We start from the raw sequence: 20,754 nt of genomic DNA on the forward strand, positions 1-20,754 counted from the left end.
TATGTCCAAAGGAAACAAATGAAATTTAATCATTTAGGCATACCAACCAAAGATAGGTTCGAAGGTGAAATTGATCTTCCTCATTTAAAGATGACGGTATCGGATCATGAAAATAATCCTTACGGAATTCAATGGCAACGGTACTGGGAAGGTGCACCATATCCAGATCTTGTTAAAACAGTGCCGCATGTTGCTTTTGTTGTAGATGACCTAAGAAAGGCAATAAAAGGTAAAAATGTAATTATTGAGCCTAATTCACCAAGTAAAGGGCTGATTGTAGCATTTATCGAAGAGAACGGTGCTCCAGTAGAACTAATGGAGTATGAGGATGAAAGCATATAACAAGTTGCTGCACTCGGAAAAATTACTCGCTGCGCTCCTAATTTTCCGGTGAGCAAGGCGTTACCACTGTCTGCTCATGGCACTCAGCCGATAGTCGGTATAGAGTGGTTTAACTTACAGTGTAAAGCAGTTATTTATATCGCTAACGTGGTAAGTTGAGTTGTTTCTGATTAATTCATCATTTTTGTCGGATGGCGTAGCTCCGCCACTTATCCGACCTACGTCAAAATGTAGGTTGGTTAAGCCGAAGGCGCCACCCAACAGGCTTTCAAATTCACTTTTTTCCGCAAATGGCACAAAGCTGGCATTGCTACAAATATACTACATAGATTTCATATAGAAACAAAGAAAAGACATAACTCATTGATTTTATTGGTAGCCCCTGCAACCACCGAACTAAGATCATATGAAATTGATTAATAAGGATATAATAAAAACAAAAATCAGGCAGTGTAACTTATAGTGTAACTAAAAAGCTTTACCTACCTTTAATATTCATTACGTAAGGTGTGTCACCATTTTAAATAACTCTTAAAAACATATATCTTAACTACATTAAACACTAAATACATATAGTCAAATTTCAGTTTTTTTGTTATTGATAGTGTAGAGTTCACCGGACTTTTGCCTACAACACACTACGATTAATAAAGCTAAGGAAAGCAATGAATATATATGACAATAAATTATCTTTTGAAAAACAATTAGATGTATGTAGGTACCGTTTAGATACACTGTCTAATAATGCCTCTGTTTCATTAACAACAGCCCAACATTTTATTCAAAATTCTGTTTGGTGGGATCACCCTAAAAGTGGTTGGGTTAGAGCACCTAGGCATTCGAGAAATATAGAGCGAGGTAGTCGAGGCTGGGAAATTCACTTTGGTGCGAACAAGTTTTGTATAAGTTTAGCTATTACTCGATGCGTGTCAGTTCTTCATACTTTAATTACTAAATTTAGTGAAAATAATGAATATCCGCGTGAAGAACTATTAAAAAAACTCTATTTCCAAGTGAGGTGCTCTATATGTAATTACAACGGAGATTTGTATAAAGCCCCTTATAAGCTAAATGGCAATGATATGATATTTGGTACTACTTCTATTGATATTAAAGACTTCGTCGATGAAGTCATTCTAAGATCAAAAATCATGCGATTATATAATTATAAAATAGCTAATAAGCCGTCTGCCAATTTAAATTCTTTAATCAAACATCAACATGCTACGTTTAAATCATTAAGTTCTAAGTTTTCAGAAAGTGAAGGGAAACCTGTAATGTATGAGTATGAAGCTTGGAGCAGCCAAGACTACTTCGCGCTGCTTGGTGAATTAAAAACAAATTTAGATGAAAATGAGCAGCAGTTTTCTGATATTGATTACCTATATGAAAAATATAAATCGCACATTCCTCTAAGATAAGTTACACATCTTGCTTTATATAACGCTGTCTTGACCGAACCTATCAAAATAATTAGCAGTATTTTACTAATTATTTTTTAATTAACCTTGATTAATACCTGATCCGACCGTATGATCTTCCTATCTCATCTACCAACGTTTACGTATAAGTGTAGAAGGAGTTACGGTTCCGCCTTCTTCGGAAGGCGAGACTAGCTTTTCCCCTCTCTCAGTTCAGCTTTTATTCCTTTCCCAACGCTTATTGTACTTTTTACGTTGGTGTTCATATTCAATATAAAAAGCAGTCCAGGGTAAAATAAAATCTTTTCTGTCATCTAGCACTACTAAATAACCTTCTGGCTCAAACCAAATATGTATACGCTGGCTACTACCGCGCTTTTCTGACCATACTTTGAGTAAAGGGTCGGTACTATTGTCAATAATTGGTTTAGGCCAGCATATTCGCTCACAGCGACGCATATCTGGTGTTCTTTCTGCTTCATTACTGCCTTCGCTCATCATATGCCAAAACGTTGCTGATTTGCCATCATACTCAGGGTGCCTTTTTAACCCTAATCGCTTACCTCTATAAATTGGTTTAGTCAAAACAAAGTCTTTTTCAAAGCAATCATATATAAAATCAAAAAAGGCATTCCAGTCACCGTTAAAATCTTGTAATAAAATGAGATCTGGCAACCACTCTGGGAGTGTATTAGCTGTCATGCTCTTGGCTCCCAAATCAATAAGTTAAACTTGGTTTCCATTTGTAAGGTGTTTTTTAACAGCGCATATCCGCTACGTTTTCGAATACGCTCAATAATCGCATTTTTAGCGGTGCTTTCGCTTAAGCCCCGATGAAGATAAGACAAAGCGCCAATTAATAAATCTGCTAACTGTAACTGCTCTGCTTCGTCTGAATGAACTTGTTGAATACGCTCTACCATTTTGCGTGAATAGTCATAAGCGTTATTACAAAGCACATCATGTAACGTACTTATTTTTTCAGCGCCAAGCGTGTCTTTAATATCAATATAAACACGGTATTTTGATTGCGGTTTAAAAATAGCTTTTAACATCACAAAGTACATTTTGTAATACCAATCATCATGGCTTTGACCAAACTTGCCGTGTTCTAAAATATTTTTATCTGGCGCAACTACGCCTCTAAAATGTAGATCATCGTCATCAAAAAAATAATCTATCACATCTAAATAGAAAGCGAGTTTGCTGGGGCTGACCTTAGTCCATTTAATCTCAAATTGTTTAGATAAACCATGTTTTTGTTTAATCTCACGGATGCGCTCAGCAACCTCTCGTCGCTTATCTTTAGCACACCATACTGCGCCCAGCACCATCGCTTTTTGCTTGTCATTTTCTAAATGACAAGACTCGTCGCAATAAACGTTATATGTTTGGCTCATAATATCCCCTACTTACAGCGCCTGTTCGACTATAGCGTCGGTTAGGTGGAGTTTAGTGGTTTGTGCGTCGGTTATACGGGCTTTGAGTTGGTCGCATAACGTTAATAGCTCATCGACTTTATTAACTACCCTTTCAAATTCTTCGAGTGGAGGACAAGGAACCAAAACTTGGCTAAGTATCTCTAAATTTATATTCTTTTGGGCGGTTGAAGGGGCAAATTTCTCTAAATTAGCCTTTGCTGTTCGAATAAAATAATCGAAATACTTCGTTGGAATTTGGTCCTCAAAACATGTGTAACCCACTACGCTATCAGGAAAACAAGCATCAAACCCAAGAATTCCAGTATCAGCAATATTTGCTGCTATGGTGATACACAATGTACCTTTCGGCCAAAGCTGACTTTGTGCTAAGCCTACTTCGTTATACATAGCTGTGTAGGTTTCAATAACTTCAACTGAGCGAGCTACATCACCAGTTTGAACTAAAGGGATAGTCCCGTTTTTATATAAATTTGGATCATTACGCGGACGGTGCTTTGACTTTCCTCTAGCTAACTCACCTAAATCAGGAAGCCTACACCACTCCCATCCATTTGGTAACTCAAATGGTTTTTCTTCGTCGGTGATTTCTGGTAATGGTTTTTGCTTTTTGATTTTTTTGTCTTTAATCAGTTGGGCTTTTTCTGCTGCTATACGCTCTAGGAGTTTGGCGGCGGATTCATCATCTGGGTTTTGTGGGACGAGTTTACCCATTACTGCTAGTTGTAAAATGGTTTGTTTTAGCGTGTCGATGCTGGCGGTGGTGGTAAATAGCGTGTCGAAGTGCTCGCTTAAACGTTGCCAGTTTTGTTGGAACTGTGCTGTGGCTTGTTCGGGTGTTGCGGTTTTCTCTGGTGCTTTCAGCAATGCCGCTAACAGCACTTCAACTAATGTTTGATGTGCCGTAATACTGTTTTCAGTTTGCGCTTCGAGCGCATCACACAAGCCCATTAACTGATCGACTTTAGCAACGATACGTTGTTGTTCTTTAAAGGGAGGAACTATTGCTATCAACTCATTTAGATCACCTAGAGAAACATTTGGCATAGCTCCTCCACGAGCTCTTTCTCTAGTTTTACCAGCGACAAAAGAATTTAATTGAATTAATAAAAATTTAGCACTGAATACTAATTTTGTCCCTCGAATAATTGCTAATGCTTGATTTGTATTAGCTGGTAAATCGTCCTGTACTACAATACAAGTTTTACCAATAGTTCCTGCTATAGAAAAAAGTAAATCTCCTGCCTCTAAACTAGAACGCTTTAGTGCCTCATTTGTCTCTTTTGATATAAATTGACTAATACTAGGTAGGTTGATGCGATCCCTTGAGACATTTTCAATTTTAATGAAATTCACACCAGATTCTTTAAATTCAAACCCTAAAGATGTAGGTGTGGTACCTTTAGTTATTAAATAAGATAAGTTTACCAGTCGTTCAACAAGCCATCCTTTTGGCAATTCAAATGGCTTTTCGTCCTCAGTAATTTCCGGTAGTGCTTTAGGTTTTTTAATTTTTTTATCTTTTACCAATTGCGCCTTTTCAGCGGCTATTCGCTCAAGCAATACTGAGGCGGGTTCGTCGGTTGGATCTTGTGACACTAATTTGCCACGCACTGCGAGCTCTAAAATAAGCTCACGGAGTTTTTTTATGCCATGAAGTGAAAACTTTTTAGATGAGCCGCGCCCTGATGACGATTTTTGCTCGATGGCGCTGGTCCAAATATCAAGGTGATCTGTTATTAATTGCTCGGCGTTTGTGTTAGGTGTTTTTAACTCAGCCATTACTTGCCCTCAGTATCTTTTGAAAGGGCTGCTGACAATATACCTTTAAGCTGGTCACGCAGTGCTTGTATATCTGCTTGCTGCTTTGAATAGTCGGCTAGTAACTCTTCTGGGTCGTGACTTATTACCTCGCCTACATGCGGGTTTTTAATGTCGAGGTTGTAGTTACGAGCAATAATATCGTCGATTGATACTTTCCATGCTTGCTCGGTTTCAGTACGGCTTGCAAAACCGTCTGCCTCATTGCCCCACCATTCGAGCTCCGTTTTGAATTCTTCAAACTTCATTGGTTTGGTTTTGTTGTAATTTTTTACACCAGCTGGATATGGATGTTCGTAAAACCACACGTCTTTTGTTGGCGTGCCTTTGGTAAAAAACAGAATATTAGTTTTAATACTGGTGTACGGGTTAAACACGCCATTGGGTAAGCGTATTATGGTATGTAAGTTACATTCCTCTACCAATAGCTTTTTAATTTTGGTTTTTACGCCTTCACCAAACAAGGTGCCGTCTGGCAATACGACTGCGGCGCGGCCTTTGGTATTAAGTACTTCTATAATGAGCTGTAAGAACAAGTCGGCTGTTTCGCGAGTTTGCATATCGCTTGGGAAGTTTTTTTCTATGCCGTCTTCTTCAGTGCCACCAAACGGGGGGTTGGTGATGATGACATCTACTTGGTCATCCCAGCTTGAAAGCGGCTTATTTAGGGTATTACCGTGTTTAACTTGTACCGGCACCTCAATGCCGTGAAGCATCATATTAGTAGTACACAGTAAGTGCGGCAATTGCTTTTTCTCTACACCGTGTATTTGCTTTTGAAGTATTTGGTGGTCGTCGCCCGATTTTACATAGTTTGCTTTTACATGGTCGAACGCACACGCTAAAAAGCCACCGGTACCACAAGCAGGATCCATAATTGACTCGCCTAGTTTTGGGTCGGTGACTGCCACTATAAATTTAGTGATGGCGCGCGGGGTGTAAAATTCGCCCGCGTTGCCTGCGCTTTGTAAATCTTTTAGTATTTGCTCGTACAGGTCGCCAAATAAGTGGCGCTCTTTTGAGTCGGTAAAGTCTATTTCGTTTAGCTTATTAATAACCTGGCGCAGTAGTGTGCCGTTTTTCATGTAATTAAAGGCATCACTAAATGCCTCTTTTACTACATAACCCCGAGGGTTTTTGTCTATGGGTGCGGTTAGGTTTTTAAGTTCAATAAAAAGCTTATCGTTTACAAACTCTAAAAGCTCATCGCCCGTTATACCTTCGTTATCGGCCGCCCAATTGCGCCATAAATACTGCTCGGGGATTGGCTCGCGATAGTCGTCTAGTTCAAGCTCTAGTTCTTCTTCTTGCGCGTCAAATACTTTTAAAAATAGTAACCACGACATTTGACCAAGGCGTTGTGCGTCGCCATCGACACCGGCGTCTTTACGCATAATATCTTGAATAGACTTAATAGCTGAACTGATAGACATAGCATTCTCTTGTTTGATTATTTTTTAAACAGCGGCTAAAAGCGAGTATAAAAGCTGTTTATTTTAAATGGTTTAATATTTGCTGACGCTAATACATAGCGACAGCAAAGATAAATTTAGGCTGTTTTAGGCGCTGGCATTTGGTAAATTTCGGCCTCGAGCTCTTTAAGGGCTTGCTCATATTGTGGTTTGCCACCAAAGCCTTTTTTTACTATTTCACTTAGACTGCCAATTTCGTTAAACGGCGCTACTTTAAGCGCTTGCATAGATTCGATTTCTTGCACGCCTACATCTGCGTATTTTAACAGAAGGTTCTCGAGTACGGTGTGTGCGGTACCCGAATATTTAGTGAAATAGTTACGCTTTTGTACGTTATCTGCGCGCTCTTTACGGGTAAGGGGTGGTTGGTCGTAAACTACATGGCAAATCATATCAAATGGGTCCATGTCTTTGCCTACTTCTTCCTCAAGCGCTGACCAAATAATGCCTTCTTCGGCAAGTTCATCTATTACCGCTTGCTTGCGATCTGATTCGTTCCAGCGTTTTACAAAGTCGTCGAGTGAGCTGTATTGCTTGCTCATGGTTTTACGGGTGTAATCTATAAATGACTCGGTAACCAGTTTGCCGTCGGTATCGTAATACTGTACTCGCTCTGCCACTTTATTAACGGTAACACCAGATACGCGGTACTTAACCATTTTGTTAGATTCGTCGTCCCATTCGCCATCAAGGCTGCCATCGCCTTTGGGGTCATTTATGGTGTCGTTGTTGGCATCGGTTGTATCGTCAGTGATTTGGTCGCCAAATACGTTGTCTGGTGTCTCTGCGCTGGTTGTATCATCTTGTGATTCCAGATCAACGTCTTCGTCTTCAATGTCGGTGGGTGTTACTTTAATTACTTTTTCTGGTGTGCCATCAAAGCGTTCATCGGCAAATAATTCGGTAGCTTTTTTAAAGTCGAGTATCGTAAACCAAAGCTTACCGTAGCGATCGTCAATACGGGTACCACGGCCAATGATTTGTTTAAACTTGGTCATTGATTGAATGTTTTGATCAAGTACTACTAGCTTACAGGTTTTAGCATCTACCCCTGTGGTCATAAGCTCTGAAGTGGTAGCAATAACTGGGTATGGGCGTTTAGGGTTTATAAAGTTGTCGAGCTGGCCTTTACCTAGTTCGTCATCGCCGGTGATCTTCATCACATATTTATCGTTTTTTGCCATTTGCTCAGGGTTTAAATTGGCAAGGGCACGGCGCATACGCTCGGCGTGATCTATGTCGTTACAAAACACAATGGTTTTAGCCATAGGGTCTGTACGTTTTAAATAGTTGGTAATGGTTTCAGCTACTAGTTGTGTGCGCTCGTCAATCACCATTGTGCGATCAAAGTCTTTTTGGTTGTATATGCGGTCTTGTATTACTTCACCGTTGTTATCAACCTGGCCTTTTGTTGGCCGCCAGCCTTGTAGATCTACGTCGAGATCGACACGTACCACTTTGTATGGTGCTAAAAAGCCGTCTTCTATGCCTTCTTTTAGGGAATAGGTATAAGCAGGGTCACCAAAGTAATCAGTGTTTGATACTTCATCTGTTTCTTTTGGTGTAGCGGTTAAGCCAACTTGAGCAGCACCTTTAAAGTAGGTGAGTATTTCGCGCCATGCGCTATCTTCACTTGCGCTACCACGGTGGCACTCGTCAATAATAATAAGGTCGAAAAAATCAGGGTCTACTTGCTTAAAGGCTTTTTGAGATTCTTCTGGCCCTGTTAGTGCTTGGTATAGTGCTAGATGTATTTCGTAAGCGGGGTCGATTGTTCTGCCGGTAATTTTGGTCATTGACGTACCAAACGGCTGAAAATCATTAATTCGGGTTTGATCGACCAATATGTTGCGGTCGGCTAAAAATAAGATGCGTTTTTTAGCGCGTGACTTCCATAAGCGCCAAATGATTTGAAACGCGGTATAGGTTTTACCGGTTCCTGTTGCCATAACAAGGAGAACGCGGTCTTTGCCTGACGATATAGCCTCTACTGTTTTATTAATTGCTTGGAGCTGATAGTAACGAGGGTGTTTGCCACTACCATCATCATAATAGGCTTGGTTAATTATAGGAAGTTGCGATTCTGTATAGCCTTTGTAGGCACAATATTTAGCCCAAAGCTCTTGCGGTGATGGGAAGTCTTCTAAGCGTATTTCGGATTCGAGGTTATGCGCATCTGGCGTGCCTAGCTTAGTTTTATCATGGAAAATAAAGCCATCACCATTAGAGGCAAATATAAACGGCACATCGAGTAGCCTGGCATAGTCTAAGCCTTGTTGAAGGCCTTTGCCTACTTCATGCTTATTCGCTTTAGCTTCAATTACAGCAAGCGGCATACTGGGTTTATGGTAAAGCACTATATCAGCCGATTTAACCGTTTTACGTACACCAAGTTGCCCACGAACGATTACTTTACCGTCACGTAGTTTAACCTCTTGGCGTATTTGGGTTATGTCGTCCCAGCCTGCGGTTTTAACTGCGGGTAGAATAAACTTACTGATTATATCAGTTTCGCTGAGCTTTCTTTTATCCATAATCTAAACCATCCCTAAATACTGCGCTATGAGTTCGCACAACTCGTTGATTCAACGTGTTTCATGCTGTTTATTGATGCTATATAAAATAGGGTGAATAAGCAAAGATAAAAGGTAAACTAAATGATGAGATATTAAAAAATAAAATTGTAACTTCTATACAAAATAAAGAAGAGGACAAATCGTTTATTTACCACTTTTTATGTTCCGATAAAACAACAAAGTAGTATTCTATCATGTACTTAAAAATATAATTGTTCCGCCATTTGTTCCGCGTTGTTCCGTTTATAAAAAGCGTTTTTTTGAACAGGTAAACGGGTGATATTTTTTGCAATATTAAAGTTTACTACAACTGCTAAGCATTATTGTAATCATCTAGCCACTCGGCTACAGTTTGCTCTTGTGGTTTTCGTTTTAAATATATTCCCTCTTCTTGCTCTATAGAAGGGGCTATAGCTTTACCTGTTACCGCACTACCTTGTTTACTTATACCGTGGCTATCAAACTCCGTATTATTTAATGTCCGTGATTCACAATATCCGTTGTTACTAATACTCGTAGCCCCACCATTTTCTAAGCCTTGGTATATTTGGCTATTAGCATTTTCGCTGCCACTGTTTGATACCCCAAAAACATGCCCCGCTATATTGCCACGGCTAGGTGCCGCACTAGAGCCACCGCTTTGCCCTTCGCCTGTCGCTAAAACGCCACGATTAACCGCCTTAATAATTTGCTGATATGTTATGTTTGCTAAGCAAAGTGTCTTGGAGTCGAGTTTATTACCTTTTCTTATTTCAGCTTGCCACAGGTAGTTTTTCATAATATTTATTTTTTTATAGAGCTCACTTGGCCTTCTAGGTTTTGGTAAGTTTGAGCAGCTCCAGAATTTGAGTAACGCCCCTTGCGCTGGTGGATTAAAAAGTTTTCCACTTAAGCGCCCTGACTTTTTTTTACGGTCCAATGATACGTTAAAAATTGTGTAGTAATCTTCGTGGAAACTCAAATCAGTAAAGCTCATTGTTAGGCCATCGTATTTACTCAAATACCGTCCAACTTTAAACTGTCTAAATTGGTATATAGGCTGTGCGATCACACAGCTTAGCTGGCTTAGTAAAGTGTTTTGATAGATGAGGAGCCAGTCACTAGGAACCGGCTTTCCACTTTTTGGAGTAATATTTAATTGACCGTTAGTAATACTAATTACATCACCACGGTTAATTAAGTCATTAAGCTTAACCATATAAACTCCTAGCTTCCCAGGAGGTGCTTTATTGGTTTTAAAAGCTCAGCTGTTTGCTCTGGTGTGAACTTAACTAATTTACGATGAATACGGCTTTTGTTTACAGCTGTAATGATAATTTCAGCAATATCTAATGAACTAAAACTATATTTTAAATGACCACCGATACCATCTGAATTTGGTATCTTTTCGCGTGCAAATGTAAAATTATACTCACGCTCAAGATCTGTAAAATAGTTTCTGCCACTTGATAAACCAGCATTACGTAAAATATCTAATTCTGTCGCGCCTTCAGGATGAGCAAGAATATATAAGTTAGCTCGCTCTGTTTTAGACTGCGGCTTTTTAGGAGCAGGGCTTGAGGCGTTACTACCGCTTACAGCACTCATTATGCCGCCCCTTTGTAGATGTTGCTACATGGTAGTTTCTCGACCCAGCGTTGAATATCACTTTCAAGCCAACCAACTGAGTTTAAACCTAGCTGTTTTCTTTTTGGAAATACACCTAATCGCTCTTTGCGCCAAATAGTAGAACGACTCAAACCGGTGAGTTCTGTTACTTCTTGGAAACGTAATATTTTGTTGTTCATGGAGATTCGCCTTGTTTCGTTTTAGTTCAAGGCGAATGTTAGAGGTTCAGAAAAAATGAACGAGAGTGATTTAAAAATATTTTTTTTAACTAAGAAATAGGATTGTCAAAATACCCTATAAAATTAATAATCAAAATCTTCTGTAATTTTTTGTATTGAAAAATTTTCCTTCAAAACCAAATTCAACAAGTTATTAACCTTACCGTTACTACTTGCTAAATCTACTTCACCAACTTCTCCATCGGGGAAAACACAGGCAGCAATAACACTTTTTGTGATCGTTACGCCCATGTCCCTTTCCCAAATCATCAGATCTAAGAACGGTACTATTCTATAATCTCTAATTTTGTTAATTTCAGCAGGTTTAATGAAGCGTTTCTTAGGTTCAGAAATATCTAAATCTTTCCTCCATAAGGGTAGGTGATGTTTGAGTGCCATTAATATTTCATCATTTGTATACTTCTCTAAACCAATATCACAAAGAACAGAAGAGTCACCAACAAAGTCTGAATAACTAAATTTAATTATTTCTTGCTCGTTACCCTTAGCTAACAATTTTTGCTTATTTTCCTCTTCTTTGAGTCTTGATTGGTAGTAATCCAACATAGCGCAAGGGATGGGGAAAACAGCTTCATTCGAGCTAAGCACTTTCAACGGTTGTTGTTTTGGTTCTGAATGCTCAGATACTTTTGAATCTACAGGCTCATTATCAAATGACTTTTGTGTATCTGGTTGACCATTTAATATCTCACTCCATATATATGAGTTACCAGATTCAGCGATACACTCTTCAGCTGCTTGATGATAAATTATAGTTCGCATCAACACTTCTTCTAATAAAGCAACCTTATCTAAGTCTATTAAGTAATCATAATTGTTAATATCGAACCAAGAAATTTCCTTTTTTGACTTTATTCGCTTCAAAATTACCTCCCTAAACCACTTTTAAATGCTGATTACCAGTAACAGAATAATTACCCTTACTCGCTTCTTCGACATGTTCAGACCACCAGCACATCATTTTTCGACGACGCTCTAAGTAATCAGTTCGGTTATAAGCAGCGCGAACTTTGTTTTTATCTACATGGGCCAGTGCCGCTTCAATTACATCTGCGTCAAACCCTAGTTCATTTAACGTGGTACTTGCTAGTGCTCTTAAACCGTGAGCTGTTTGCTTGCCCTTCAAACCCATACGTCTGAAGGCTGCGCCTAATGTTTCACGGCTAAAGTGTTTACGAGGATCTTTATCAGCTGGAAAAACAAATTCTCGATGGCCGCTTATTGGTTTTAAATATTCAAGTAAAGCTAATGCCTGGGGTGTTAGTGGTACTGAATGGGCTTTGCGCTTTTTCATTCGCTTATCAGGTATATTCCACTGTTTATTTTCAAAGTCGATTTCATGCCACGCAGTACCGACAGCTTCCCCAGGGCGGACCATTGTATGTAACTGCCATTCAAATAAGCACCGAGTCATTAGCTTGATATTGGCATTGTTTACAATACTAATGAGCTTTGGCAGTTCCTCTGGTTTAACACATGCCATACTTTTATGAGTAGCTGTACCAAACGCTTTACTAATACCGCTTAGGTTATTAGATTGCACTCGGCCAGTGTTGATAGCAAATTCCATGACTTCATTAATCCGACGACATATGCGGCCTAGAATATCTAACTTGTTAGCAGCCGCTAATGGTTTTAGAGTTTCAATAGTAAGCTGCGCCGATAACTTGCTTACTGGTACCTTACCCAAAGCAGGAAACAAGTGAAGCTCAAAACCTCTGCGTAAATTAAAAGCATACTTCGCAGTTACCTTTGGCTCTTTAAGGGCTATCCACTCTCTAACAACTGCTTCAAATGTATTTTTAGCTTCAGCAGCTTTATCGTTTGCAAATGCCTCTTTATGCTCTTTGGGATCAATGTCCTTCGCTAATAAAGCTCTAGCCTCAGCTCTGCTTGTGCGAGCATCAGATAAGGTTACATCTGGGTACATACCAAAACTAATTTGAGCTCTTTTTTTGGTGTAAGGTTTAGAGTAAGTGAATAACCACATTTTTGATCCGTTGGGCTTAACTCGAAGAGCAAGGCCCTTGCCATCTGCCATAAGATATTCTTTATCTTTTGGTTTAGCTTTTTTGATTTGCGTGTCATTTAATGGGGTAACTAATTTAGGCATTTAACGCTCCACTGTCGAACGGGCAACCAGCTCTTAAAAAATAAGAAAGACCTAAAATTTCTTTTCTTTCTTTAATTTTCATCTGGTTACACATTTATGTTACATCAAGAACTCAAAATTGATTCGGTGTAACATCCAGTGTAACTAAAAAAATGAGCTGTGGCGATACCCATTGAAACAAGGTGAAAGCCTAGAAGCCTTTAAAAATGGCGATTGATGGTTTTTTTGAATTGCGATGAATTACATTGAAACGAGTAATTGGTAGCCCCTGCAGGAATCGAACCTGCAACTGCCCCTTAGGAGGGGGCCGTTATATCCATTTAACTAAGAGGCCACGTTGGGTGCTAAGTACTAAGTGTTTGGAAATTATAACGGCATCTGGTTTTTTATATCAAGCATCAAATTAAGTTAATTGCTTGATAAATATATATCTTCTTTACTTAATACGTAAAGCGGTATAAATGTTCGGCTGCTGGCGGCAAGGCGCTTATTTTCAATATTTATCACGCGAGCATTAATAACAACCCCATCGGCACGGTAAATTAAAGTACCCGATAAAACATGGCTGGCTATATTCGTACCTGCAAGTTTTCGAGTGTCTCGCGTGAATGTAAAGTCACCTTGATTGTTTACGGTAATTAAATTGGCTGTTTTAAAATCAACCGCGCTATAACCAAATTTTTGCAGCTGATGTATAAAGGTTTCTGATAACTGATTACCTAACTGGCTTGCTGTATTTAAACTTGCGTCTAAATCAACGAACGAAGTAACCGCAATCGCTGCATCTTGCGGGGCTACTTGCATGGTGTCGGTTAAATCCAGTGCCATTTGCTCTACGTAGTTAACTAAACTTTTATGGTGCTTGTTTGGGTTAAATTGCGTTGTATCAGCATATTGTTCTTGCTCGTCATTGCGCTGCATTTGCGCCATGATCTGATTAAAATCAAGATCACTAACGACCGTTTGCTCAGACTCAGCTTTAGGTGCCCCACCCATTAAATTACAACCTGAAATAAATATTGATAACGCACTTATGCTAATTAAAGCTGAGCGTTTAGCTAAGTTAACCATGGTAAACCTCACTTACTCGCTTGTTTTAGCATGATGCCATCAGCACTGTTGCTGCTATTTAACGCATCAATGACCGATTGCGGAATAAAGCCCTGTGCAGAGCCTACAACCGCTTTACTCGCTAAGCCAACAATTCGTGCATTTACTAATATGCCGCCTTGGTGGTTTACTAGCGTACCCGCTAATACGTAACTAAAGTTTTGTTCTTGGTTTAGCTCTAAATAATCGCGGCTAAAAACAAAATCGCCACCCGGTGTTACGCGCATATAATCGGTGGTTTTAAAATCAATGACCGGCACACCAAAATTATGCAGTTCGTGCATAAAACTCTCTGCGATTTGGTTACCTACTAAATCAGCATTGTTGTAGTCACGGTCTAAAAAAACAAAACTTGATACCGCCAATGGCGTTTTAGTATTTACGTACTGTAAGTTTTCAGCCATGTCTTGCATGATGCCACGCACATAGTGATTAATATTTTTACGGGTTGGCGTATTTACTTGTTTGTTTTTATTCATCACTGCGGCTTTATTTTGATAGAGCGAATCTGTATTTGTTGGTGCAGCTACAGGGCGTTGCTCAAAAAACATAGGCGCATCGTCGGTAATTTGCGTGTCACTATGGTTTGTCATTTGTGAACAACCAAAGCCCAGTGGCAAACATAAAGTTAATAGTAGGCGTTTCATGTGTGCTCCTAATTAATATTCACTGCGGTAAATATAGTCACCGCGCTGCTGTATTTTTTCATTACTCCACATCACATTGATGGGAATTTCAGTACTTGCGGCAGATACAATCTGATTAGTTTGCATATTTACCATGCGAGCATTAACAATATAAGCATGTTCTTGACGGGTTAGAGTACCGGTGATCACAAAGTCAATAATCTGACGCTGCTTTAAATTACTCGTACTGCGACTTAACACTGAATCAGCGCTCGCTGATAAATTAAGTTGGTTTTCAAGCCGATATTCAACTGTGTTGTACCCTAACTGAGTAAATTGGGTTATTAAGCTTTCTTGAACTTGCTGACTAAGCCCTGCTCCCTGCCCTTGGGCAATTTGTGAATCCAAAGCATTGGCTAAATAAAAGCTGCTGACCGCAATTGATGCGGTGCTTTTAAAAGGCTCTTTGATATGGCTAAGCTGGGCACTCAAGCTATTTACGTACTGGTCGAGCGTATAAGGTGCCATGACTGCTTTAGGTGCATCAGTGCTTATACTTGGCTTTGGCTGGGGTGTTAAGCTACAGCCCGCTAAATTTAATAATAGTAAGGGTAACAAAAGGCGCATGGTTGCCATCCTCTAAAAACATAATAGTTACAAAGCAATTATTATGCCTAATACCCCAGATGCATATTTATTTTAATGGCTGTTGGGTGTAATGGCTCACAATGCAGTTGATTTGGCGCTGTTTAAGTTTATCGCAATCGGCATTCGCTTGATTTTGATAAGCCCCAAGCTTTAAACGGTAGTAAGTCATGCCACTCACGTTAATAGTTTCTACATTCGCCACAAATTCGCCCTGAAATAACGAAGATGCACTGGCCTTTATTTGATTTAAACTTTGGCTAAATCATTTTTACCTATAAACGTTACAATATTCAAAAAAGCATGTCATACGATTATTTCTTGGATGGGTTTAAACTAATAATTACTTTGATTTTTCTAAAGCTGAACTTGAAGTTATCTCACCAGCTTTTGAGGTTGGTTGAAGCTTATTGACTTTACTTTGGTTTGGATTCTGCTTTGCAGCAACTTTTAATCGGTGTATCAATAACTTTAAATCTTGTTCAATTACTAACAAACGGTCAACCCCAACTTTAGCAGCTTTCCACTGTAGTGAAGACACTTTTAACTGCATTAACTCCTCGCTTGAGAGGTTTAATCGCTGTTGTTTAGATGCTACCTGCGAAGACTTATCAATATTTTCTGTGCTAGTGCAGGCTGTTAAAGTGAAGGAAAGTACACAGACTAACAACAATGAAAAGTTTTTGTAGGGGTTTTTATGTTGCATACTAAAGCAGACACTCTTATGTGTAGGTATAATTTCATTAGCCTCTTCTGATATATATTAATATTAGAGGAGGCTAATTAAAAATTAAAATTACAATTTTATAATCTGATTGGTTTATCCGTATAATTACTCACAAAGCAATCAACTTTATAAAATTTAAACACTTCACAATCATCCTCGGCGCTCTTAAAGTTATAGTATTCACCTAACTTTAATCGGTAATAGGTTTTATTATTGACCTTGGCTTTTTCCACGTTAGTAGTAATTTTATCTCTGAATAGAGGCGCCGCTTTTCTATTAATTTTCTTCCACTGCTTAGCAACACTCTCTTCTGAATCAAGCGACGCTACCTGCAAAGCAAATACCTTTTTATTAGTATCAACCATTGCCACTTTTGTTGCCTTCGATATTTTAGAAGCGACCTTTTTATTCATCCTTGGATTAATAGCTTTCACTGGCGAACGAACAGAGCGGTTACTGTAGCTTTTTGGAGGGGCTGTAATCATTTTTTTAGGCACACTTGCATAGCGACTGTTGTATCGCTGATTTTGTAGAGCGTCCCTATTAGTTGGTTTTGCGTAGCGATTACTATATCTTTGCCTTGGGCGCTCAACTTTATCTGACGTGCTTGCGTAGTTATTACCATACCTGAGGTTTGGCGATGTATTAGCCTTAATTGATGAGCGTGCATAGCGATTGCTAACAGCCTGATTTGATTGCGCAATTGCTTTACTATTAATAATATCTAAATTATCAACTAAATATGTAAGCTCGCGTTCTAGCTTTAATAGCCGCTCAATACCAGAGCGCGCCTGTTGCCATTGCAAGGCGGCATCCTTTAGCTGTGCAAGCTCAAGTGCGGTAATGGTTACATATTCGGGCGAGTCTTTAACTTGTTCATTTAACGATGTTTTATCAGGCGATATTGTACAGCCACTCCCTATTAACATAAGTAAAGCTATAACTAGATATCGGTGATACTTTATGCTGTATTCACACATTGATTGTTTCTCTTTCAACAGTTTAGACCACTAAATTGAGCCAATTTGCGATTGGCTTAATAAAGCACGTTAACTACAAAACAACTTGGGTTAACATAAATATTACAACACAAACCCATATCTGTCTGTATAACTGCAAAAATAGTTATAGTTAAAATTATGTAAAGGTGATTTTACAATCAAAAAAAGCGCCATATAGACGCTTAAAATAATGATAAGTTTATTTAGATTAATGTTTTAATGAAGGTTTTAAGCTCATCAGCAAATTCATCACGGCGCAAAGCAAACTCTATCGTCGCCTTCAAATAACCAACTTTGCTGCCACAGTCATGGCTTCGGCCTTTAATAGCATAAGCGTCTACTTTTTCGTCTTGCATAAGCATCGCAATTGCATCTGTTAGTTGAATCTCATCCCCTGCACCTTGAGGTGTCTTAGCTAATAATGGCCAAATATTTTTGCTCAACACATAACGACCAACCACAGCAAGGTTTGAAGGTGCCTCGTCAACGGGTGGTTTTTCTACCATGCTCTTAATGGGTGAGCTTTCACCTTGGTTTAACTCAACATCACCTAAATCAACAACACCAAATTTATCTACGTCATCTTTAGGAACTGGTTCAACCATAATTTGGCTGTGTTTACTTTGCTCAAAACGAGAGATCATCTCTGCTAAGTTATCTTTCGTTAAATCACTTTCTACTTCATCGATAATAACGTCGGGTAAAATAACCACAAAAGGTTCATTACCTACGATGGGGGCTGCACAGTTAATAGCATGCCCTAAACCTTTTGCCTCACCTTGACGCACATGAATAATTGTCACGTCTTTAGGGCAAATAGACTGTATTTCGGCAAGTAATTGCCGCTTTACACGCTTCTCTAACGTTGCCTCTAATTCAAAGCTAGTATCAAAATGGTTTTCGATTGAGTTTTTGCTCGAATGTGTTACTAACACTATCTCTTTAATGCCAGCGGCAACGGCTTCGCTAACAACGTATTGAATAAGTGGACGGTCTACAATTGGCAGCATTTCTTTTGGAATTGCTTTAGTTGCCGGTAACATACGCGTTCCAAGGCCCGCTACAGGGATCACTGCTTTCATTATGCTCTCCTTATTTTTAAACTGAAAATGGGTACTGAATCGCTTCATGGCATTGATAGCCAACCACCTCAAAGTCATCACGTGTTACCCATGTTTCAATGTCTTCGAGCGACTTAATCTCTGGGTTGATTTTTAATTGGGGAGAAGCAAATGGCTCGCGCTTTAATTGCACATCTCGCATTAAATCAAGCTGGTTCTCATAAATATGAGCATTGGTAATTTTATGATATGCCTTACCCGCTTTATGGCCGGTAATTTGGGCAACTAACGCAAGTAATACAAAGCATTGAATTTGATTGAAATTAAGCCCTAGTGGAACATCACAGCTGCGTTGGTAAGACGTTAAATAAAGAGTATCGCCCAATAACGAAAAGGTATGCGTATGCATACATGGACGCAGGCAACCAAGTTCAAATTCACCCGGGTTGTAAAATGTAATAATTTCGCCGCGATCATCTATGCCATTTTTTAAATTATTAATGACCTTTGCCAGTTGATCCAGTGTTGAACCATCAGGGCGTTGCCAACCACGTCCTTGAACGCCATAAACGCGCCCCATATCATCCTCACCTTTGCGGTTAGGATTATTGAGCCACGCATTATTTTCATTGGCGTTGGCATCCCAGGTTTTACAACCTATATTACGAAACTGTTCTGCACTGTCGTACCCTCTTAAATAACCTAACAATTCGGCAATCGCCGCTTTGTAATAGCTCTTTCGAGTCGTGATCATAGGAAACTGATTATTAGCCACATCGTATTCTAAATCAGCGTTTATAACCGTTAAACAACGCGTGCCAGTGCGTTTATTTTCAACCCACTGTCCTTGGTCAACAATGCGCTGACATAATTCTAAATATTGTTTCATCTAACTTCTTCTTTTAAACTTTTGCCGCTGTTTGCGATTGTGGTTGTTTATACGCCCAAATAAGTAAGCCTAACCCGCCAATTATCATAGGTAACGATAGAATTTGCCCCATTGAAATAAAGTCGGCAAATAACCCCAATTGCGCATCGGGTTGGCGAAAATACTCAATACAAAATCTAAATACGCCATAGCCTAATAAAAATACACCCGATACACTTCCTGCAGGGCGTGGGCGTTTAATAAACCATAATAATATGACAAACAATACAAAGCCTTCAAAAAAAGCTTCATAAAGTTGTGATGGGTGACGTGCAAGCGGGCCTCCTGTTGGGAATACCATAGCCCATGGTACATCGGTAGTGCGACCCCATAATTCGCCATTAATAAAGTTACCAATACGCCCGGCAAGTAAACCAACAGGCACTAAAGGTGCTACAAAATCGCCAACTTGTAATAAGGATTTTTTACGTGTCCAAGCAAAAATAGCAACAGCAGTGATCACCCCAAGTGTGCCGCCATGAAACGACATGCCACCTTGGTCGATTCTAAATAAATATAAGGGGTTTTCAATGAAATAGCTAAATTGATAAAACAGAACATAACCAATACGACCACCTAATATAACGCCCAGCATGCCATAAAAGAGTAAATCACTGACTTCGTCTTTAGTCCAACCCGAACCCGGTTTTTTCGCTTGACGATTAGCAAACCACATCGCAAACGCAAAACCAATTAAGTACATTAACCCATACCAACGAACGCTAAGTGGTCCAACAGAAAATATTATTGGATCAATTTGAGGAAACTCCAGTGCCATAAAAATAAACCTTTAGCTAAAAACCATTTTAATAGCGATGAAAACCAGTAACATCGCGAAAACTTTCTTAATTATATTCACAGGTAAGTAGTGCGTTGCCTTAGCTCCAATTGGTGCTATAAACCATGAGGTAACAACAATCCCAAATAAAGCGGGTAAATATACAAACCCCATAAAACCATGCGCTAAGTCAGTTACTTGCCAACCAGCGCTGATGTAACCAATAGAACCAAAAAAAGCAATTACAATACCACATGCAGCAGCGCAACCAATTGCCTTTTTAATATCAACCGAAAAATAATGCAACATAGGCACAAGTAATGCGCCACCACCAATACCTATCAACCCAGACAAAGCACCCATTACCGTACTAATACTACCCAGTACAGGGCCTGTGGGCAGAGGATGTTCTGCGCCCACTTTATTACGAGCAGAAAGTACCATTCTCATTGCAATAAAAACCACACTGACCGCAAACACCGTTCTTAACATTTTCTCAGGGATAAAGCTGGCAGCAAAACCACTCACCAATGCGCCAATGGCCACACCCGACATAACCCAGGGGGCAATTTTCCAAGGCACATTATCATTTTTATGATGAGCTAATGCTGAAGAGGTAGAAGTAAATAAAATTGAAGCTAAAGATGTTGCTATGGCAATAACTAACACATGATCGGCAGCGGCTACATCGAAACTAAGCAGCAAACTACTTAGCACTGGCACAATAATTAAACCACCGCCTATACCTAGTAGCCCTGCTAAAAAACCAACAACGCAACCTAATAGCGCACAACTTGCAACTAGAAGTCCTAGTTCATACATAGTTATCTCTAATACATTTAATTAT

The 20,754-nt window shown here is 39.4% G+C and carries 22 protein-coding genes and 1 tRNA gene; 2 read left to right on the forward strand and 21 right to left on the reverse strand.

The genetic code is table 11. The annotated features are described in order from the left end of the window. Together AC27JR_RS02685 and AC27JR_RS02690 are read left to right on the forward strand one after the other, a co-directional pair. A partial coding sequence (locus AC27JR_RS02685) for a VOC family protein (protein ID WP_487172712.1) occupies positions 1-342 on the forward strand: 342 nt, incomplete at its 5' end. A 665-nt stretch (positions 343-1,007) separates the two neighbouring features. Beyond that, positions 1,008-1,763 carry a hypothetical protein gene (locus AC27JR_RS02690; protein ID WP_487172713.1) on the forward strand — a complete coding sequence of 252 codons (756 nt, stop codon included), beginning with the start codon at positions 1,008-1,010 and terminating at the stop codon, positions 1,761-1,763. Positions 1,764-1,976: 213 nt separating this feature from the next. On the opposite strand, the gene AC27JR_RS02695 is transcribed toward AC27JR_RS02690, so the two are convergent. From AC27JR_RS02695 to AC27JR_RS02795, 21 genes are all read right to left on the reverse strand, one after another. Next, positions 1,977-2,465, reverse strand: coding sequence for a hypothetical protein (locus AC27JR_RS02695; protein ID WP_487172714.1), 489 nt, complete (start codon positions 2,463-2,465; stop codon positions 1,977-1,979). Beyond that, the gene (locus tag AC27JR_RS02700) at positions 2,462-3,163 is read right to left on the reverse strand and encodes a DUF3800 domain-containing protein (protein WP_487172715.1); all 702 of its coding nucleotides are present in this window, start codon (positions 3,161-3,163) and stop codon (positions 2,462-2,464) included. Before AC27JR_RS02700 ends, AC27JR_RS02695 begins: the two co-directional genes overlap by 4 nt. A 12-nt stretch (positions 3,164-3,175) precedes the next feature. Further along, positions 3,176-4,984: a restriction endonuclease subunit S gene (locus AC27JR_RS02705; RefSeq protein ID WP_487172716.1), complete on the reverse strand. Its 1,809-nt coding sequence runs from the start codon at positions 4,982-4,984 to the stop codon at positions 3,176-3,178. Further along, positions 4,984-6,456, reverse strand: coding sequence for an N-6 DNA methylase (locus tag AC27JR_RS02710; protein ID WP_487172717.1), 1,473 nt, complete (start codon positions 6,454-6,456; stop codon positions 4,984-4,986). Before AC27JR_RS02710 ends, AC27JR_RS02705 begins: the two co-directional genes overlap by 1 nt. Before the next feature lie 116 nt (positions 6,457-6,572). After that, entirely contained in the window at positions 6,573-9,029 is a 2,457-nt protein-coding gene (gene hsdR / locus AC27JR_RS02715) for an EcoAI/FtnUII family type I restriction enzme subunit R (protein WP_487172718.1), read from the reverse strand. 355 nt (positions 9,030-9,384) lie between these two features. Next, positions 9,385-10,269, reverse strand: coding sequence for a hypothetical protein (locus tag AC27JR_RS02720; RefSeq protein WP_487172719.1), 885 nt, complete (start codon positions 10,267-10,269; stop codon positions 9,385-9,387). Positions 10,270-10,277: 8 nt separating this feature from the next. Then, complete coding sequence (locus tag AC27JR_RS02725) at positions 10,278-10,658, reverse strand: hypothetical protein (RefSeq protein WP_487172720.1); 381 nt, start codon at positions 10,656-10,658, stop codon at positions 10,278-10,280. Then, complete coding sequence (locus tag AC27JR_RS02730) at positions 10,658-10,858, reverse strand: helix-turn-helix transcriptional regulator (protein WP_039484739.1); 201 nt, start codon at positions 10,856-10,858, stop codon at positions 10,658-10,660. The genes AC27JR_RS02725 and AC27JR_RS02730 overlap by 1 nt, the downstream gene beginning before the upstream one ends. Before the next feature lie 123 nt (positions 10,859-10,981). After that, positions 10,982-11,782 (reverse strand): DUF6387 family protein, encoded by an 801-nt coding sequence (locus AC27JR_RS02735; RefSeq protein ID WP_487172721.1) that lies wholly within the window; start codon positions 11,780-11,782, stop codon positions 10,982-10,984. A gap of 10 nt (positions 11,783-11,792) precedes the next feature. Continuing rightward, positions 11,793-13,031, reverse strand: a complete 1,239-nt coding sequence (locus AC27JR_RS02740) for an integrase domain-containing protein (RefSeq protein WP_487172722.1) — start codon at positions 13,029-13,031, stop codon at positions 11,793-11,795. Positions 13,032-13,290: 259 nt separating this feature from the next. Then, positions 13,291-13,365 (reverse strand) — tRNA-Arg (locus AC27JR_RS02745). A 74-nt stretch (positions 13,366-13,439) separates the two neighbouring features. Continuing rightward, complete coding sequence (locus tag AC27JR_RS02750) at positions 13,440-14,102, reverse strand: FlgO family outer membrane protein (protein ID WP_487172723.1); 663 nt, start codon at positions 14,100-14,102, stop codon at positions 13,440-13,442. An 8-nt stretch (positions 14,103-14,110) separates the two neighbouring features. Next, on the reverse strand, positions 14,111-14,788 hold the full coding sequence (locus tag AC27JR_RS02755; RefSeq protein ID WP_008466541.1) for a FlgO family outer membrane protein: 678 nt from the start codon (positions 14,786-14,788) through the stop codon (positions 14,111-14,113). A 12-nt stretch (positions 14,789-14,800) separates the two neighbouring features. Next, complete coding sequence (locus AC27JR_RS02760) at positions 14,801-15,394, reverse strand: FlgO family outer membrane protein (protein ID WP_487172724.1); 594 nt, start codon at positions 15,392-15,394, stop codon at positions 14,801-14,803. 67 nt (positions 15,395-15,461) lie between these two features. Then, on the reverse strand, positions 15,462-15,617 hold the full coding sequence (locus AC27JR_RS02765) for an SPOR domain-containing protein (RefSeq protein ID WP_487172725.1): 156 nt from the start codon (positions 15,615-15,617) through the stop codon (positions 15,462-15,464). Positions 15,618-15,755: 138 nt separating this feature from the next. Further along, positions 15,756-15,965 carry a hypothetical protein gene (locus AC27JR_RS02770; protein ID WP_008466537.1) on the reverse strand — a complete coding sequence of 70 codons (210 nt, stop codon included), beginning with the start codon at positions 15,963-15,965 and terminating at the stop codon, positions 15,756-15,758. A gap of 251 nt (positions 15,966-16,216) precedes the next feature. Next, positions 16,217-17,068 carry an SPOR domain-containing protein gene (locus AC27JR_RS02775; protein WP_487172726.1) on the reverse strand — a complete coding sequence of 284 codons (852 nt, stop codon included), beginning with the start codon at positions 17,066-17,068 and terminating at the stop codon, positions 16,217-16,219. A 275-nt stretch (positions 17,069-17,343) separates the two neighbouring features. Beyond that, positions 17,344-18,222 carry a UTP--glucose-1-phosphate uridylyltransferase GalU gene (galU, locus tag AC27JR_RS02780; RefSeq protein WP_487172727.1) on the reverse strand — a complete coding sequence of 293 codons (879 nt, stop codon included), beginning with the start codon at positions 18,220-18,222 and terminating at the stop codon, positions 17,344-17,346. Between the two features lie 16 nt (positions 18,223-18,238). Beyond that, the gene (locus AC27JR_RS02785; protein WP_008111794.1) at positions 18,239-19,090 is read right to left on the reverse strand and encodes a thymidylate synthase; all 852 of its coding nucleotides are present in this window, start codon (positions 19,088-19,090) and stop codon (positions 18,239-18,241) included. 13 nt (positions 19,091-19,103) lie between these two features. After that, a complete protein-coding gene (lgt, locus tag AC27JR_RS02790; protein WP_008466529.1) occupies positions 19,104-19,907 on the reverse strand; it encodes a prolipoprotein diacylglyceryl transferase in 804 nt (267 codons plus the stop codon). A 12-nt stretch (positions 19,908-19,919) separates the two neighbouring features. Continuing rightward, a complete protein-coding gene (locus AC27JR_RS02795) occupies positions 19,920-20,729 on the reverse strand; it encodes a sulfite exporter TauE/SafE family protein (RefSeq protein WP_487172728.1) in 810 nt (269 codons plus the stop codon). Between the last annotated feature and the right edge of the window lie 25 nt (positions 20,730-20,754).

Source organism: Pseudoalteromonas sp. NH0006-26 (genome assembly GCF_057552415.1).

Bases quoted from the DNA above. Each gene is read 5' to 3' on its own strand.
- galU (WP_487172727.1), bottom strand. From the start codon at position 18,222: ATGAAAGCAGTGATCCCTGTAGCGGGCCTTGGAACGCGTATGTTACCG.
- AC27JR_RS02690 (WP_487172713.1), top strand. From the start codon at position 1,008: ATGAATATATATGACAATAAATTATCTTTTGAAAAACAATTAGATGTA.
- lgt (WP_008466529.1), bottom strand. From the start codon at position 19,907: ATGGCACTGGAGTTTCCTCAAATTGATCCAATAATATTTTCTGTTGGA.
- AC27JR_RS02730 (WP_039484739.1), bottom strand. From the start codon at position 10,858: ATGAACAACAAAATATTACGTTTCCAAGAAGTAACAGAACTCACCGGT.
- hsdR (WP_487172718.1), bottom strand. From the start codon at position 9,029: ATGGATAAAAGAAAGCTCAGCGAAACTGATATAATCAGTAAGTTTATT.
- AC27JR_RS02695 (WP_487172714.1), bottom strand. From the start codon at position 2,465: ATGACAGCTAATACACTCCCAGAGTGGTTGCCAGATCTCATTTTATTA.
- AC27JR_RS02740 (WP_487172722.1), bottom strand. From the start codon at position 13,031: ATGCCTAAATTAGTTACCCCATTAAATGACACGCAAATCAAAAAAGCT.
- AC27JR_RS02775 (WP_487172726.1), bottom strand. From the start codon at position 17,068: ATGTTAATAGGGAGTGGCTGTACAATATCGCCTGATAAAACATCGTTA.
- AC27JR_RS02770 (WP_008466537.1), bottom strand. From the start codon at position 15,965: ATGCAGTTAAAAGTGTCTTCACTACAGTGGAAAGCTGCTAAAGTTGGG.
- AC27JR_RS02710 (WP_487172717.1), bottom strand. From the start codon at position 6,456: ATGTCTATCAGTTCAGCTATTAAGTCTATTCAAGATATTATGCGTAAA.
- AC27JR_RS02705 (WP_487172716.1), bottom strand. From the start codon at position 4,984: ATGGCTGAGTTAAAAACACCTAACACAAACGCCGAGCAATTAATAACA.
- AC27JR_RS02795 (WP_487172728.1), bottom strand. From the start codon at position 20,729: ATGTATGAACTAGGACTTCTAGTTGCAAGTTGTGCGCTATTAGGTTGC.
- AC27JR_RS02750 (WP_487172723.1), bottom strand. From the start codon at position 14,102: ATGGTTAACTTAGCTAAACGCTCAGCTTTAATTAGCATAAGTGCGTTA.
- AC27JR_RS02725 (WP_487172720.1), bottom strand. From the start codon at position 10,658: ATGAGTGCTGTAAGCGGTAGTAACGCCTCAAGCCCTGCTCCTAAAAAG.
- AC27JR_RS02760 (WP_487172724.1), bottom strand. From the start codon at position 15,394: ATGCGCCTTTTGTTACCCTTACTATTATTAAATTTAGCGGGCTGTAGC.
- AC27JR_RS02720 (WP_487172719.1), bottom strand. From the start codon at position 10,269: ATGGTTAAGCTTAATGACTTAATTAACCGTGGTGATGTAATTAGTATT.
- AC27JR_RS02700 (WP_487172715.1), bottom strand. From the start codon at position 3,163: ATGAGCCAAACATATAACGTTTATTGCGACGAGTCTTGTCATTTAGAA.
- AC27JR_RS02785 (WP_008111794.1), bottom strand. From the start codon at position 19,090: ATGAAACAATATTTAGAATTATGTCAGCGCATTGTTGACCAAGGACAG.
- AC27JR_RS02755 (WP_008466541.1), bottom strand. From the start codon at position 14,788: ATGAAACGCCTACTATTAACTTTATGTTTGCCACTGGGCTTTGGTTGT.